Annotated in this window: 11 protein-coding genes; 5 read left to right on the top strand and 6 right to left on the bottom strand. The window is 63.4% G+C overall.

Going from position 1 to position 15,723, the window contains the following annotated elements; all coding sequences use genetic code 11:
• Nucleotides 1-78: 78 nt before the first annotated feature.
• On the bottom strand, nucleotides 79-2,664 hold the full coding sequence (locus NKI17_RS21900) for a GcvT family protein (protein WP_352568937.1): 2,586 nt from the start codon (nucleotides 2,662-2,664) through the stop codon (nucleotides 79-81).
• Between the two features lie 132 nt (nucleotides 2,665-2,796).
• Nucleotides 2,797-4,374 carry a trimethylamine methyltransferase family protein gene (locus tag NKI17_RS21895; RefSeq protein ID WP_023676493.1) on the bottom strand — a complete coding sequence of 526 codons (1,578 nt, stop codon included), beginning with the start codon at nucleotides 4,372-4,374 and terminating at the stop codon, nucleotides 2,797-2,799.
• 208 nt (nucleotides 4,375-4,582) lie between these two features.
• On the opposite strand from NKI17_RS21895, the gene NKI17_RS21890 reads away from it, so the two are divergent.
• The 3 genes from NKI17_RS21890 to NKI17_RS21880 all read left to right on the top strand — a co-directional run bounded on the left by NKI17_RS21890 (nucleotide 4,583) and on the right by NKI17_RS21880 (nucleotide 9,527).
• Nucleotides 4,583-5,743 carry an MFS transporter gene (locus tag NKI17_RS21890; protein ID WP_352568936.1) on the top strand — a complete coding sequence of 387 codons (1,161 nt, stop codon included), beginning with the start codon at nucleotides 4,583-4,585 and terminating at the stop codon, nucleotides 5,741-5,743.
• Nucleotides 5,744-5,837: 94 nt separating this feature from the next.
• A complete protein-coding gene (locus tag NKI17_RS21885; RefSeq protein WP_352568935.1) occupies nucleotides 5,838-7,907 on the top strand; it encodes a prolyl oligopeptidase family serine peptidase in 2,070 nt (689 codons plus the stop codon).
• A gap of 240 nt (nucleotides 7,908-8,147) precedes the next feature.
• Nucleotides 8,148-9,527 (top strand): aspartate aminotransferase family protein, encoded by a 1,380-nt coding sequence (locus NKI17_RS21880; RefSeq protein ID WP_352568934.1) that lies wholly within the window; start codon nucleotides 8,148-8,150, stop codon nucleotides 9,525-9,527.
• 329 nt (nucleotides 9,528-9,856) lie between these two features.
• Here the strand turns inward: NKI17_RS21880 and mmsB are convergent, their stop codons facing one another.
• Complete coding sequence (mmsB, locus tag NKI17_RS21875; RefSeq protein ID WP_352906796.1) at nucleotides 9,857-10,741, bottom strand: 3-hydroxyisobutyrate dehydrogenase; 885 nt, start codon at nucleotides 10,739-10,741, stop codon at nucleotides 9,857-9,859.
• 140 nt (nucleotides 10,742-10,881) lie between these two features.
• On the bottom strand, nucleotides 10,882-12,048 hold the full coding sequence (locus NKI17_RS21870) for an isobutyryl-CoA dehydrogenase (protein ID WP_352906795.1): 1,167 nt from the start codon (nucleotides 12,046-12,048) through the stop codon (nucleotides 10,882-10,884).
• A gap of 151 nt (nucleotides 12,049-12,199) precedes the next feature.
• Between NKI17_RS21870 and NKI17_RS21865 the strand changes: the two genes are divergently transcribed.
• Both NKI17_RS21865 and NKI17_RS21860 read left to right on the top strand, forming a co-directional pair.
• Nucleotides 12,200-12,814, top strand: coding sequence for a dimethylsulfonioproprionate lyase family protein (locus NKI17_RS21865; protein WP_352692716.1), 615 nt, complete (start codon nucleotides 12,200-12,202; stop codon nucleotides 12,812-12,814).
• 1 nt (nucleotide 12,815) lies between these two features.
• A complete protein-coding gene (locus tag NKI17_RS21860; protein ID WP_352692715.1) occupies nucleotides 12,816-14,285 on the top strand; it encodes a cobyric acid synthase in 1,470 nt (489 codons plus the stop codon).
• Nucleotides 14,286-14,337: 52 nt separating this feature from the next.
• Here the strand turns inward: NKI17_RS21860 and NKI17_RS21855 are convergent, their stop codons facing one another.
• Both NKI17_RS21855 and NKI17_RS21850 read right to left on the bottom strand, forming a co-directional pair.
• Nucleotides 14,338-14,757, bottom strand: a complete 420-nt coding sequence (locus tag NKI17_RS21855; protein WP_352692714.1) for a VOC family protein — start codon at nucleotides 14,755-14,757, stop codon at nucleotides 14,338-14,340.
• Nucleotides 14,758-14,830: 73 nt separating this feature from the next.
• Nucleotides 14,831-15,658, bottom strand: a complete 828-nt coding sequence (locus NKI17_RS21850; RefSeq protein WP_352692713.1) for a helix-turn-helix domain-containing protein — start codon at nucleotides 15,656-15,658, stop codon at nucleotides 14,831-14,833.
• Nucleotides 15,659-15,723 lie beyond the last annotated feature (65 nt).

Here is a 15,723-nt window from a genome sequence, read left to right as displayed (position 1 = left end):
TCGCCCTTGCCAGCAGAGTGTTGCCGGCTGCGCTAGCATGAAGAGTATGCTCCGCACAATGCGACCGGCTGGCTGCGCCTACGTCCTCATCTTTTCGCCGCTCGGGTCGAAGGGCGGTTCGACATTGATGCGTGCGGGACGCCGGTGCCCGAGGATTTCGATCTCGAACAGGCCGGCGCTCTCGTTCTCGGCAAGCGCTGCCGGTACATAGCCTTGCGCCATCGACTTCTCGACATAATGCGCATAGCCGCCGGAGGTGACCCAGCCGACCACCCGCCAGTCGCCGTCGACAATGCCGCGCACGGCAGACGCGCCTTCGGCGGCGTTCGAGCCGCGCACTTCCTTGCCGCCCGCGTCGAAGCGCGGCGCGCCATAGCCATGCGGCTTTTCCACGGTGCCGTAATCCTTGCCGCCGACCTTGGCCCAGATCGGCTCGTCGCCCATGACGTCTGCATCCGCGGCATCGACGATGAAGGAGACACGGCGCAGTTTCGGCCCTTCTGCCTGTTCCTTGGCCGCTGCTTCCCGGCCGATGAAGTCGTTCTTCTCCAGCTTGATGAAGCGGTCCATCGAGCCTTCGAACGGTCCGTAGATCGGACGTAGCTCGCGGAACCAGGTCGGGAAGTTCTTCTCAAGGCGCATAGAGAGCAAAGCCCGCATGCCGAAATCGACAAGCCCAAACTCTTCGCCAGCCTCCTTGATCGCCTTGTAGACCAGGCGCTGGTAGGCAGGCGCCATCCATATCTCGTAGCCGAGGTCGCCGGTGTAGGTGATCCGATTGACCATGCAAGGCGCGCCGCCGACCGCCATCTCGCGGAAATCCATAAAGCGGAAGGCCTTGGTCGAGATGTCGACATCGACCAGTTTCTGCAGCAGGTCGCGGGATTTCGGCCCGGCGATGGAGAGACCGACCAGCGTCTGGTCGAAGCGGTGGATGCGGATGCTTCCATCCTTTGGCAGATGCTTCTCGAACCAGCGCATGTGGTATTTTTGCGCTGCCGAAGAACCCCAGATCATGAAGCGGTCTTCCCCACCCCTTGGGCCCGCCTTGGCGATGGTGAAGTCGCCGATCAGTCTGCCGAACTCGTTCAGCATCGGCGTCAGCACGATGCGGCCGGTCTTCGGCATGCGATTGGTCATCAGCCGGTTGAGAAAGTCCTCGGCCCCCGGTCCGGAGACTTCGTATTTGGCGAAGTTGGCGATCTCGGTGACGCCGACCTTCTCGCGGGTGGCGCGCACCTCCTCGCCGATCGGGCGGAAATCATTGGAGCGGTGGAAGGACACGACGTCGTTCGGCTCCGAGCCTTTCGGCGCGAACCAGAGCGGGGTTTCGAGACCCCAGCTGTCGCCCATGACGGCGTTGTTGGCCAGCATGGTGTCGTAAAGCGGGGTCGTCTGCGCTGGTCTTGCCGCCGGTAATTCCTCGTTGGGAAAGCGGATGGAGAAACGGCGCGAATAATTTTCGCGGACCTTTGCGTTGGTATAGCGCAGCGTTGCCCATTCGCCGAAGCGCGCAACGTCCATGCCCCAGACGTCGAAGCCGGGGTCACCATGGACCATCCAGTTCGACAGCGCCAGGCCGACGCCGCCGCCCTGGCTGAAGCCGGCCATGACGGCGCAGGCGCACCAGAAATTGGTCAGGCCCTGCACCGGGCCGACCAGCGGGTTGCCGTCCAGCGCGAAGGTGAAGGGGCCGTTGATGATCTGCTTGATGCCGGCCTTTTCGATGCCGGGGAAATGCTTGAAGCCGATCTCGAGCGACGGCGCGATGCGGTCGATGTCTGGCTGCAGCAGCTCGTGGCCGAAATCCCAGGGCGTGTTGACCGGCGACCACGGCTTGCAGGCCTTTTCATAGGTGCCGAGCAGGATGCCGTTGCGTTCCTGGCGGGTATAGATTTCGCCCTTGAAATCGAGCACGCCAATCATCTCGCGGCCGGTCGACTTGTTGAATTCCTCGACCTCCGGCATCGGCTCGGTCAGGAGATACATGTGCTCCATGGCCAGCACCGGCAGTTCGACGCCGACCATGCGACCGATCTCGCGCGCCCACAGGCCGCCGCAGTTGACCACATGCTCGGCTTTGACTGTGCCTTGCTCAGTGACGACGTTCCAGGTGCCGTCGACCTCCTGCGTCAGTTCCACGACGCGGTTGCGCAGTACGATCTCGGCGCCTAGCTTCCTGGCGGCCTTGGCATACGCATGGGTGGTGCCGGAAGGGTCGAGATGGCCCTCGACTGGATCCCACATGGCGCCGACGAAATTCGTCTCGTCCATCAGCGGGAACATCGCCTTGGCTTCGGACGGCGTGATCAGTTCGGTGTCCATGCCGAGATAGCGGCCCTTGGCGTGGGCGAGCCGCAAGAAGTCCATGCGCTCGGGCGTGTCGGCCATCATCACGCCGCCGGTCAGGTGCAGCGAGCAGGATTGGCCGGAAATCTCCTCGATCTCCTTGTAAAGCTGCACCGTGTAGGCCTGCAGCTTGGCGACGTTGGGATCGCCGTTCAGCGTATGGAAGCCGCCCGCCGCATGCCAGGACGAGCCGGAAGTGAGCTCCGAACGCTCGATCAGCATGATGTCGGTCCAGCCAGCCTTGGCCAGATGATAGAGCACCGAGCAGCCAACGACCCCGCCGCCGATGACAACCGCTTTTGCATGAGATTTCATGAAGATAGATCCGTTTTTGAAGAGATTGAATCGAGTGAGCGGGGCGCGAAAACAAAGCGGAGATCGGATACAGCGATGTTTCCGGCCAGCCTGCCATCAAGACGGAGTGGGGGTCGACTACTCATCAGATGATCAGAAATCGGTCGGCGCGCCGCCTTCGGCCCGGCGCTTGTCGACGAAAGCGTTGAGCTCCTCCCGGATTGCCGGATCCATGTAAGGCTCTTCATAGGACGCCAGCCGTTCCTTCCACACGCGATTGGCCTTTTCGAGTGCCGTCGGCGACCCGGCCTCCGCCCAACTCTCGAAATTGCGCCAGTCCGAGATAATAGGCGCATAGAACGCGGTCTTGTAGCGGTCCTGCGTGTGCTGGGTGCCGAAGAAATGGCCGCCGGGGCCGACGGACTGTATGGCGTCGAAACCGAGTGCTTCCTCGGAAAGATCGAGCGGCGTCAGGAACTCGGCGACCATCTGCAACAGGTCTATGTCGAGGATGGTCTTCTCGTAGGAGCAGCGCAGGCCGCCTTCGAGCCAGCCGGCCGCATGCATCATCAGATTGCCGCCGCCCTGGATGGCGCCCCACAGTGAGAACACGCTTTCATAGGCGGCCTGCGCATCGACCGTGTTGGCGGCGCAGGTGTTGGAGGTGCGGTAGGGGATATTGTAGCGGCGGGCGAGCTGCCCGCCGACCAGCTGCGCCTTCATATATTCCGGCGTGCCGAAGGCCGGCGCGCCGGACTTCATGTCGACATTCGAGGTGAAGCCGCCGTAGCCGACAGGCGCGCCCTTGCGCACCATCTGCGCGAAGGCGATGCCTGACAGCGCCTCGGCATTCTGTTGCACCAGCGCGCCGGCAATCGTCACCGGCGCCATGGCGCCGGACAGGGTGAACGGGGTCACGATGACAACCTGGCCCTTGCTCGACATCTGGATGATGCCTTCCATCATCGGCACGTCGAGCTTGAGCGGCGAATTGGTGTTGATGATGGTGAATACCGACGGCTCTGCAAGCAACTGTTCATGGCTGATGCCGCGTGCGATCCTGGTGATCTCGATGCCGTCGACGTTGCGCTCCTTGCCGAGCGAATAGATGTGGAACATCTTGTCGGTCAGCGTGGCGAGGTCACGGATGCATTCAAGGTGGCGGACGGACGGATGGATGTCGATCGGCTCGACCGGATAGCCGCCCGTGCAGTTCAATATGTTGTGCATCTGCGCAAGCTTGAGGAAGTTGCGGTAGTCCTGCTGGTTGCCCGGCCGGCGGCCGCGATCGACGTCGGAGCAATTGGGCGCCGACGCCATCATCGAGATGATCAGATTATCGCCGCCGAAGCGCACGTTGTGCGCCGGGTTGCGGGCGTGGATGGTGAATTCCGGCGGGCAGTGCGCAACCAGTTCCAGGATCATGTCACTGTCGAAGCGCACCCGCTCGCTGCCTTCGCGGACATCGGCGCCATGCGCCTTCATGATGCGCCGGGCTTCGTCATGCAGCACGTCGACGCCGATTTCCCGCAGCACGCGCAGAGAGGCGAGGTGGATAGATTCCAGCTCGTCGTCGGAAACCAGCCGGGTCGGCGCCAGCGGGTTCTTCAACTGCCGAAACGGCGGCTGCTCGAACGCCGCCGATCCGCCGGCACGCTTTCCCGCGCGGCCGCCGCGACGGGCGCGGTCGTTTGCCAATGCAGGTTCGGCGGGCTGAAGGGCGGCGGTCATGATAGTCCTCGTACGCTGCGGCAATGCGGCGGCATAATGGACTGCCGGCCGGCCAGCCATTGCGGAGGCGGCGACCACTAGGACGAGGGAAGCGACATGCCTGAAGGGCAGCCGGAGGGATCGTCAGGCTCTTATCTCTTCCGGCTGGCGCAAGCGGTTTTCGTTGCCGGTGCTTACCGCGATGAAAGCGAAACGCTAGTCCTGCATCATGGACCGGGCGGAACAGGACAGCGGCGAGACAGTGCAATGGGCGGCAATCACCGGCGTGATCGCCACCGTCTCGGTGTTCGCCATCGCGCAAGGGCTGAGCTATCCGCTGTTGAGCTTCATCCTGCAGCGCCAGGGCGTCTCGCCGGCCATGATCGGCCTGTCGGCGGCAATGACGCCGATCGGCTTCATCGTCTCGTCGCCGCTGGTTCCGGCGCTGGCACGGCGTTTCGGGGCAGGGCGCACCGCGCTTACTTGCGCGGCACTTTCCGCGCTGGTGCTGGCGCTGATCGGCTGGACGCAAAATGTCTATCTGTGGTTTCCTCTGCGCTTTTTGATCGGCGCCGTCACCAACCCGCTCTACGTGCTGAGCGAAGTCTGGGTGATCGCACTGGCGCCGCCGACACGCCGCGGCCGCGTCATGGGCATCTATTCGACGATCATTTCGGCGGGCTTTGCGGCGGGACCGCTGTGCCTGCTTGCGGTCGGCACCATGGGATGGCCGCCGTTTCTGGTCGGCATCGCCGCATTTCTGTTTTGCGGCGCCTGCCTCGCCTCGGTGCTGGCACGGCTGCCGAGGGTCGACGAGAGCGGGCACCGCGTTTCGGTGCTGGGGTTCGTGCCGCAGGCGTGGCTGCTGTTATCGGCGGTGATCGTGGCCGCCGGTTTCGAACAGGCGGTGCTCGCCTTGCTGCCGGTCTATGGAACGCATTACGGCATTGCGGAAGCGCGCATGTCGGCGCTGCTGTCGGTGATGATCGCCGGCAACATCGCTATGCAGGTGCCGCTCGGCCTGCTGGCGGAACGACTGACGGCGCGGCTGGTGCGGTTCATCTGTGTTTCGATGACGGTGCTCGGATGCGTTCTGTTGCCGGTTCTCATCGAGACGCCGCTGATCTGGCCGTGCGTCTTCATCTGGGGCGCGGTTTCCTACGGCATTTACACGATGTCGATCATTGAACTCGGCGAGCGGTTCACCGGCTCGGCACTGGTCGCCGGCAACGCCGCCTTCTCGCTGATGTGGGGCGTCGGCGGCATCGCCGTGCCGCCGCTGGCGGGCAGCGCCATGGATGTTGTTGGCGCCGGCGGCCTGCCAATGACGCTCGGTGCCATTTGCCTGGCGCTGGCAGTTGTAACGGTCATTCGAAGACGGATGGTGTGAATGCCAGAAAGCCGCCGTTTCTGACGAATGACTTGAATGTAAGCGGCCCATGTCGATCTTGGCTATGTCGCCACCCGACTCAACCGGAGACCTCATGACCAAATCGAATACCAAGGGCCAGCCGGGTTCGGCGGCCGAAGACCCGTTTCTCTGGCTTGAGGACAGGAGGGGCAAGCAGGCGCTCGACTGGGTGCATCACCAAAATGCAGTTACGGTCGGGGAGCTGCAGGGTGATCCGTCCTATCAGATGTCGTTCGAGACGGCGCTCGACCTGATGACAGCCGAGGATAACATCGCCGTCGGGGCCGCTATCAACGGCTATGTCTATAATTTCTGGCAGGACCGGACGAACGTACTCGGCCTCTGGCGGCGCACCACCGTCGCCTCCTACAAGACCGACAAGCCGGAATGGCAGACGATCATCGACTTCGACAGTCTGGCGGCGAAAGAGGGGGTGAAATGGGTGTTCAGCGGCGCCAGCCGGCTCTACCCCGACTTCAGCCGCTGCCTGCTCAACCTGTCGCCGGATGGCGGCGATGCCAGCGAGATGCGCGAATTCGATATCGAAAGCAGATCGTTCGTCGATGGCGGCTTTCGCGCTCCTGCCTCGAAATCGAGCTTTAGCTGGCTGGACGAGGACACGGTTATCGTTTCCGCCGCCTTCGAGGAGGACGACAAGACCCAGTCCGGTTATCCGCGCGTGGTCAAGCTTTGGCGGCGCGGCACGACACTGGAAGCGGCGATGCCGATCTTCGAGGCGCTGAAGCAGGATCTTGCCGCCGGCGGGTCCGTCGAATTCGACGGCGACAAGCGTCATGTCTTCCTCGCCCGAACCATCGACTTCTTCGCCTCGCACAGTTTCCTGCGGCTGCCTTCCGGCGAGAACAGGCGCATCCCGTTGCCGGACGACGTCACCGATACAGCGCTGTTCAAGGGCCAGCTCGTCTTCGGCGTGCGTACCCCGTGGACTGCGCCGGACGGCACGCTTTGTAAGCCCGACGGGCTCTATTCACTCGATTTCGAGCGCTGGATCGAAACCAGGCTATTCGGATCCCTCGGTACCGTGCTCGAGCCGGCGCACCGTGTCTCGATCGCCGGTATTGCCCGCACGCAGGACCGGCTGTTCATCAATTTGATGGACAATGTGCGCGGCAAGGTCGTCGCCGGCAAGCGCAGCGACAGCGGCTGGGAGTTCAAGCCCGTGGCGTTGCCCGAAAACGGCAATGTCGGCATCAGCCATGCCGAGCATTTCGGTTCCAGCGTCTCCTTCTCCTTCACCGATTTCCTGACGCCGAGCTCGATCATCTGGTCGGACGACAACGCCGCGGGGCTGGCAACGGTGAAGTCGCAGCCGGCGCGTTTCGATGCGTCGTCCCTGGTCTCCGAACAGTTCGAGGCGCGCTCGAAGGATGGCACGATGATCCCGTACTTCGTCGTCAGGAGGCGCGACTTGCATGGACCCGTGCCGACATTGCTTTACGGCTATGGCGGCTTCGAAGTGCCGCTGCTGCCCGGCTATGCCGGCGTGCGCGGCAGGCTGTGGCTGGAGAAGGGCAATGCCTATGTGCAGGCCAACATCCGCGGCGGCGGCGAGTTCGGCCCGAACTGGCATCAGGCGGCGCTCAAGGCCAATCGCCAGAATGCCTTCGACGATTTCGCCGCGGTCGCGCAAGATCTGGTCAAACGCGGCATCGCCACGCCCGCCACGCTGGGCATCCAGGGCGGATCGAATGGTGGCTTGCTGACCGGCGTCTCGCTGACCCAGCACCCGGAATTGTTCGGTGCAGTGATCATCGACGTGCCGCTGCTCGATATGCTGCGCTACACCGAGCTGCCGCCCGGCGCGTCGTGGATGGCCGAGTATGGCGATCCGGAGAAGCCGGAAGGGGCAGCCTGGCTCGCCGCCTATTCGCCCTACCAGCATGTAGACACGGACGCAGCCTATCCGCCGGTGTTGCTGACGACCTCGACCGCCGACGATCGCGTCCATCCCGGGCATGCGCGCAAAATGGCGGCACGGCTGCAGGCGGCCGGCCACGGCAAGACGCTGTTCTTTGAGGAGACCGAGGGCGGCCATGGTGGACGCGGCGACCGGCGGCCGCAGGCCGCACAGGCGGCGATGAAGTACGTCTTCCTGCAGCGGGCCCTGACTGGCACCAATTGACTGGCGTCGCTTGACCGGCATGGCTTGAACTGAGGGCTCGAGGCAGCCTAAGGTACATGCATGGCTCGGCTGGCGAAATCGGGTTGCACATTTGGGGTGGCGGTGACGCCGTCGTCGCGCACGCTACGCGCCGAGCTGTTGCGGCTCTGCGCTCGCATCGGCTATTCGCCGCCCGCTGTCCTCTGACGAATCCGCCCCGGCGCGAAAGCTGCCGGATTGGTTCAAGAGGAAAGACCAGACATGACCTACCAGAATTATTCGCTGAAGCAGCTTCAGCAGATCGATGCCGCGCATCACCTTCATCCGTTCACCGACCACAAAGAGATGCGCGAGACCGGCTCGCGCATCATCACCCACGCCAACGGGCCGTTCATCTATGATGCCGAAGGGACGGAAATCCTCGACGGCATGGCTGGGCTGTGGTGCGTCAATGTCGGCTATGGCCGCGACGAGCTTGCCGACGCCGCCTACGCCCAGATGAAGGAATTGCCCTACTACAACTCTTTCTTCAAATGCTCGACGCCGACGCCGGTTCTGCTGTCGAAAAAGCTGGCGGAGATCGCGCCAAGGCACATCAACCAGGTGTTCTACGGCTCGTCCGGTTCGGAGGCCAACGACACGGCGCTGCGCCTGGTCCGTCACTATTGGGTGCTGGAAGGCAGGCCCGAGAAGAACCGCATCATCTCACGCAAGATGGGCTACCACGGCTCGACCATCGCCGGCGCCTCGCTCGGCGGCATGGATTTGATGCACAAGCAGCTCGGCGGCGCCGTGCCCAACATCGTCCATGTGATGATGCCCTATGCCTATGAGCTCGCACTGCCCGGCGAAAGCGACCATGATTTCGGCCTGCGCGCGGCAAAAGCGGTCGAGGACGCGATCCTCGAAGCCGGCGCCGACAAGGTGGCCGCCTTCATCGGCGAGCCGGTGATGGGGGCAGGCGGGGTGAAGATCCCGCCGATGAGCTATTGGCCGGAGGTGCAGCGCATCTGCCGCAAATACGATGTCCTGCTGATGCTGGACGAGGTCATCACCGGATATGGCCGCACAGGCGAGTGGTTCGCCGCACAAGCCTTCGATGTCGAGCCCGACACCATCACCACGGCCAAGGCGCTGACCTCTGGCTATCAGCCGCTGTCGGCGCTGCTGGTCGGCGACCGCATCGCGGCGACGCTGGTCGAAAAGGGCGGCGAATTCTATCACGGCTACACCTATGCCGGGCATCCTGTGGCCTGCGCGGTGGCGCTAAAGAACCTCGAGATCATCGAGCGGGAAGGCCTGGTCGAGCGCGTGAGGAACGACACCGGGCCTTACTTCGCCAGGGCGCTGCAGGAACGCCTCGGCGGCCACGATCTGGTCGGCGAGGTGCGCTCGTTCGGGCTGATGGGGGCGATCGAGATCGTCAAGGACAAGGTGACCAAGGAGCGCTTCCTGCCGGCCGGCAGCGCGGCGGTGATGGTTCGCGACCACGCGATTGCCCAGGGCATGATGCTGCGCGCCACCGGCGACACGATGATCCTGTCGCCGCCGCTGATCTGGACGCGCGAGACGATCGACATGGCCTGCGACCGCATCGCCACGGCGCTCGACCTGGCGCAAGCAGATTTGCGCAAGCATTAGGGAGGCGATCGCCGGGCGCTCCATGTCGGGCGGGCGCCCGGCGTTTGAATGGGCGCTCGCCAGGCGAGGATGCGAAACGCAAAAACCGCGCTCCATCGGAACGCGGCTTTGCCAGATACGCATGGCGCTTCGCCAACAATACACTTGCGAAACTAACGGCGAAACTTACGGGCTCCGGTACGCGAGACCTGATCCGGAGCGCCGGGCGGATGTCCGCCTCGCAATCCGTTTTAAACGCATATCGTTACTGCAGGGTTAGCAAGAGCTTAAGCAAACCTAAATTTGCCGGCTTTCCGCTTTGGGCAGATCGAAACCTGTGAACTTGGAGCTTACGCCGGGTCACCACGGAGGAAATTAATGATGCCGGAAAAATCCGCGCCGGCATTCCCTTGTGCGTTGAACAGCGCATAGAGCTGGGCTGCCTCGGCGCCGAGCGGCGTTGCTGCACCGACGCTCTGTGCGGCCTCCTGTGACAGTTTGAGGTCCTTCAGCATCAGTGCCGCGGCAAACCCCGGCTTGTAGCCTGTGTTGGCGGGCGATGTCGGCACCGGGCCGGGCACCGGGCAATAGGTGGTCAGCGACCAGCACTGGCCGGACGAGGTCGAGGCGACGTCGAACAGCGCCTGGTGCGACAGGCCGAGCTTTTCCGCCAGCACGAAGGCCTCGGCAACGCCGATCATCGAAATGCCCAAAATCATGTTGTTGCAGATCTTCGCCGCCTGTCCGGCGCCGGCGTCGCCGCAATGAACGATGCGGTCGGCCATCGGCTTGAGGATTGGTTCGGCCTTGGCGAAGGCATCCTTCGAACCGCCGGCCATGAAGGTCAGCGTGCCGGCCGCCGCACCGCCCGTGCCGCCAGAGACCGGCGCGTCGATCGTCAGCAATCCATGCTTGGCGGCGATGGCATGGGCCTTTCGGGCCGACTCGACATCGATGGTCGAGGAATCGATGAACAGCGCGCCTTTTTTTGCCTTGGACACTATGTCAGCGTAAACCGACAGAACATGCTTGCCGGCCGGCAACATGGTGATGACCGCATCGGCATCCTTCACCGCCGCAACGGCATTGGCCATGACGATGACGCCGTGCTCCCTGGCAATGACGAGGTTCTCCGGCACCAGGTCGAAGCCGTGCACGGCATACCCGGCCTTGACCAGGTTGGCGGCCATCGGATTGCCCATATTGCCGAGGCCGATGAAGGCGATGGTGGTCATAATGGCGCTCCGTGAGTGGAATAGTGAATAGTGAATAGTGAATAGTCAGTAGTCAGTAGTCAGTAGGGATCATGTATTACTCATGGTCTATATGATAGCCTCACCATTCACCATTCACCATTCACTATTCACTAAATTCTCTATCGTCCGATTAGGGCGCGAGCGATGATGACGCGCATGATCTCGTTGGTGCCTTCGAGGATCTGGTGGACGCGCAGGTCGCGCACCAGCTTCTCGATGCCGTAATCATGCAGATAGCCATAGCCGCCGTGCAGCTGCAGGGCGTCGTTGGCGATATTGAAGCCGGTGTCGGTGACGAAGCGCTTGGCCATCGCCGACCATTTCGAGGCATCCGGCGCGTTGCGGTCGAGCTTCGAGGCGGCGGTGTAGAGGAAGACGCGCGCTGCCTGCAGTTCGGTCTCCATGTCGGCGAGCTTGAACTGCAGCGCCTGGAACTGGTTGATCTTCGAGCCGAAAGCCTTGCGTTCGGCGGTGTAGGCGAGCGCCTTGTCGAGCGCCGATTGCGCGCCGCCGAGCGAACAGGCGGCGATGTTCAACCGGCCGCCGTCGAGCCCGGCCATGGCGATGCCGAAGCCGGCGCCCTCGACCGACAGCAGGTTTTCGACCGGCACCTTGCAGTCCTCGAAGACGACCTGGCGGGTCGACTGCATGTGCCAGCCCATCTTGCGCTCGTTGGCGCCGAAGGAAAGGCCGGACGCATCGTTCGGCACGACGAAGGTGGAAATGCCTTTCGGCCCGTCGGCGCCGGTGCGCGCCATGACGACATAGAGGTCGCTGTCGCCGGCACCGGAGATAAACTGCTTGGCGCCGTTCAGCACATAATCGCCGCCGGTTTTGACCGCGCGCGTCTTCAGCGCTGCCGCATCCGAGCCGGAGCCCGGCTCGGTCAGGCAGTAGCTGGCCAGCCATTCCATCGAGGTCAGTTTCGGCAGGAAGCACCGGCGCTGCTCGTCGCTGCCGAAGCGGTCGATCATCGATGCCGCCATGTTGTGGATCGAGATGAAGGCGGAAAACGCCGGATCGGCACGCGAAAGCGCCTCGAAGATCAGCACGGCGTCGAGCCGGCCGAGCCCCGAGCCGCCGACGTCGTCGCGGACATAGATGCCGCCAAGGCCGAGCGGACCTGTCTCGCGGATCACATCGGCGGGGAAATACTTGTTGCGATCCCAGTCGAGTGCGTTCGGCGCCACACGGTCGGCGGCGAAGGCTTGCGCCATCTCCTGGATGGCGCGCTGGTCTTCGTTGAGTTCGAACTGGCTGGTGCCCGCATCGACAGCGGCGTCCATGGCGTGCTCCCTGATGTTTCCGGCCTGCTGGCCTGTCGTTTTTGGCTTTGCGCGCCGTCCAATCTAGACCAATGATGCCGCCGCGCAACCCGACCGTCTCCATCCAACCGTCTGGGCAGCGGCTGTGTGCGAATGCGCTTTGGAGCAAAGTGTGACGACAACTTTCGACGAACTGCTTGGATGCTTCCATGCCTATCTCCAGACGTCCGACGATGCGCTGGTGCGCGACGCCGTGGCCCGAATCGACTGGGACATGCCAAGCCGGCCGCTCGAACCGCATGCACTGCCTTGTCTCGTCCAGCTCGGCCGGATCGTCGAACTCGCTCCCGCTGCGGCCAAGTCGCTGGCGCGGCTGGTTGCGGAGCGTCGCGGCGATCTGCGCTGGGGGCAAACCTATGGCGAGGCGGATTTCGGCAAGGTTTTCATCGACAATTACGGCTGGCTGGAGGTGTTCGGTACACGCGGCCATTTCGTCAATGAAGAGGTTGCGGCCGGCCTGCTGATCCTTGGACCCGACATCGTCTACCCCGATCATCACCATGTGGCGGAGGAGATCTACATCCCGCTGACCGGCGGCACCGAATGGCGCATGGGCGATGGCGGTTTTCACCTTCGATCGGCGGGCGAGGTGATCCATCATGCCTCTGACGTCAGCCACGCCATGCGCACCGGCAAGGAGCCGCTGCTGGCGCTCTATCTCTGGCGTGGTGGGCCGCTGGCGGCCAAGTCGACGATCACCGGAACCGTTGCGCAGGGCAGGGACTGACATGGCCAAAGCGATCATGCTGCAGGGCACGGGTTCGGATGTCGGCAAGACGGTGCTGGTTGCCGGCCTCTGCCGCGCGGCGAAGAAGCGCGGCTTGAAAGTGCGGCCGTTCAAGCCGCAGAACATGTCGAACAACGCGGCCGTCGCCGATATTCCGGGCGATTCAGGCGGCGGCGAGATCGGCCGCGCCCAATGGCTGCAGGCGATCGCCTGCGGCGTGGCGCCGACCGTCCACATGAATCCGGTGCTGCTCAAGCCGCAGACCGATGTCGGCGCTCAAGTCGTCGTGCAGGGCAAGGTGTTCGGCGAAGCGCGGGCACGCGACTACCAGGCGCTGAAGGCCCGGCTGATGGATGCGGTGCTGGACTCTTGGGCAAAGGTCGGCGAGGGCGCCGATCTGGTCATCGTCGAGGGCGCCGGCTCGCCGGCCGAGATCAATCTCAGGAGCCGTGACATTGCCAATATGGGCTTTGCGACGCGCGCCGGCGTGCCGGTGATCCTGGTCGGCGATATCGATCGCGGCGGCGTCATCGCCTCGGTCGCGGGCACCCATCTGATCCTGCCGGACGAGGACCGGCGCATGATCGTCGGCTATCTCATCAACAAGTTCCGCGGCGATGTCTCGCTGTTCGACGATGGCATCGAGGCGATCGAAAAATTCACCGGTTGGCGCTGTTTTGGCGTTGTGCCGTGGCTGAAGGCGGCGGCGCGGCTGCCGTCGGAAGACTCCGTCGTACTCGAACGACTGGCGTCCGGCGAGAAGCGCGCGCTGAAGATCGCCGTGCCGGTGCTCTCGCGCATCGCCAATTTCGACGATCTCGACCCGCTCAAGGCCGAACCGCAGGTCGAGGTGGTGTTCGTGCCGCCTGGTGAGCGCTTGCCCGAAGATGCGGGTCTGGTGGTCATTCCCGGCTCGAAGTCGACGATCGGCGATCTCCTGAAATTGCGCGAGAACGGCTGGGACCGCGACCTTGCCGCGCATAGGAAACGCGGTGGCCACATCGTTGGCATTTGCGGCGGCTTCCAGATGCTTGGTCATATCGTGCGCGATCCCGACGGCGTCGAGGGCAGCGTTACAGAAACGCAAGGCCTCGGGCTGCTCGACGTCGAAACGGTGATGGAGCCGGAAAAGACGGTGCGCAACGTCAGCGCGCGCTCGGTGCCGTTCGATCTGCCGCTCGAGGGCTACGAGATCCATCTCGGCCGCACCACAGGTCCGGATACGCTGCGGCCGTACGCCGTTATCAACGGCATCGATGACGGTGCTATCTCGGCCGACGGCAAGGTATCGGGCACCTATATGCACGGGCTGTTTTCCGCCGACGCCTTCCGGGCGAAATTCCTCGAAAGCCTCGGCGTCAAGGGCGGCGGCATCGACTACCGCGCCGAGGTCGAACAGGCACTGGACGAGATCGCAGCCGAACTGGAAACCCACCTCGACTGCGACGCGATTTTTGGGCTGGCGCGTTAGATACTTTGCTTGAGCATGATCTTGTCCGAAAACCGGTCTCCACTTTTCGGGATCATGCTTTCTCGTCAGCCTTCGGCCAGTAGGTGCCGAACGACCAGACATTGCCTTCCGGATCGCGGCATATGAATTCGCGGCTGCCATAGTCGCGGTCGGTTAGTTCTTCCAGAATCTCGGCGCCGGCGGTTTTTGCGCGCGCGTATGCCGCGTCTGCATCAGCGACCGCAATGTAGATCGACTTGCCGCCGCCCGAGCCGGGCGCGCCGACCATCTTGCCATAGGCATCGTCGCGCGCCGTGCCGAGCATGATGATCGAAGAGCCGAATGCGAGTTCGGCGTGGTGCACCACGTCGCCTTCGCCATGGCGGGCGCGGATGCTGAAGCCGAAGGCCTCGCACAGCCAGTCGATCATGTTGCCGGCATTTCTGTAGCGTAGTGCCGGGTAAATCCGCGGTGGTTCGGTGATGTTCGGCATGGCAGATCTCCTTCAACGGGTTGGTCGATCAACCCAGTCTGGGCGAAGGCCGGTTGCGCGTCTTGAAGAAATGTTACCTAGCGGCAAGCGCCGTCGGCGCGACGCCTGCCAGGTCGCGAAACTCGCGTACCAGATGCGCCTGGTCGGCATAGCCACAGTCGGCGGCGATGTCGGCCCAAGCGCTGTTCGCCTGTCTCGACAGGCCAAGCGCATGGTTGAAGCGGACGATGCGCGAGAGCGTCTTGGGTCCAACGCCGATCGCATCCGAAAATTTTCCGGCGAGATGCTTGCGGCTCCAGCCAAGTTTTTCGGCAAGCGTCGAGATGCGGGTCCGGCCACTCGTCGAGACGATCGTCTCATAGGCCCAGACCATTTCGACTTGAGTGCGGTCTGCGGTTACCAACCGATCCGCGACGAAGGCCTCAACGATGGCGAAGCGTGTGCTCCAATCCGGCAAATTGCCGAGCCTTTCGCGAAGTGCAATGCCGTCAACGCCGAGCACGTCATCCAGGCCGACCATGCGGTCGGTCAGTTCGCTCATCGGCCGCCCGAAGAAGCGACGAGCGCCGAGCGGGGTGAAATTGATCTGCACACAGCAGGCGCCGCCGAAGGATTCGATCACTACCGGCCCGGCATAAAGGCCGGCGGCAAAACTGGCGAAGCGGTCATTGTCGCTGGGGTCCCTGCCGAGCCCGATGGCAAAGGGTTCGGCAAAGCTGATGACCAGCGGCACGGTCAGCGAGGCATATTCGATGGCGCGAAAATGGCCTGGCATGGTTTCGCGAAAGCCGCACATGTCGGTGACGGCGCCCTGAAGCCGATGGCTCGGCGCGCGCCGCACCATCTCGAACCGATCGAGCCCTGGGCTTTCGTGGCGGCTGCCGTCTTCGCTGTCGGGCATGCGCTTTCCTTCCGCCACGCGACTTTAACAGACCATCCGTCGGAATCAAAAGCGCCCGGCTTTTG

It is taken from the genome of Mesorhizobium sp. M0816 (assembly GCF_040320005.1).
Taxonomy (GTDB): domain Bacteria; phylum Pseudomonadota; class Alphaproteobacteria; order Rhizobiales; family Rhizobiaceae; genus Mesorhizobium.
The sequence above is the reverse complement of the archived record's forward strand: the minus strand, read 5'-3'. Positions and strand labels throughout refer to the sequence as shown.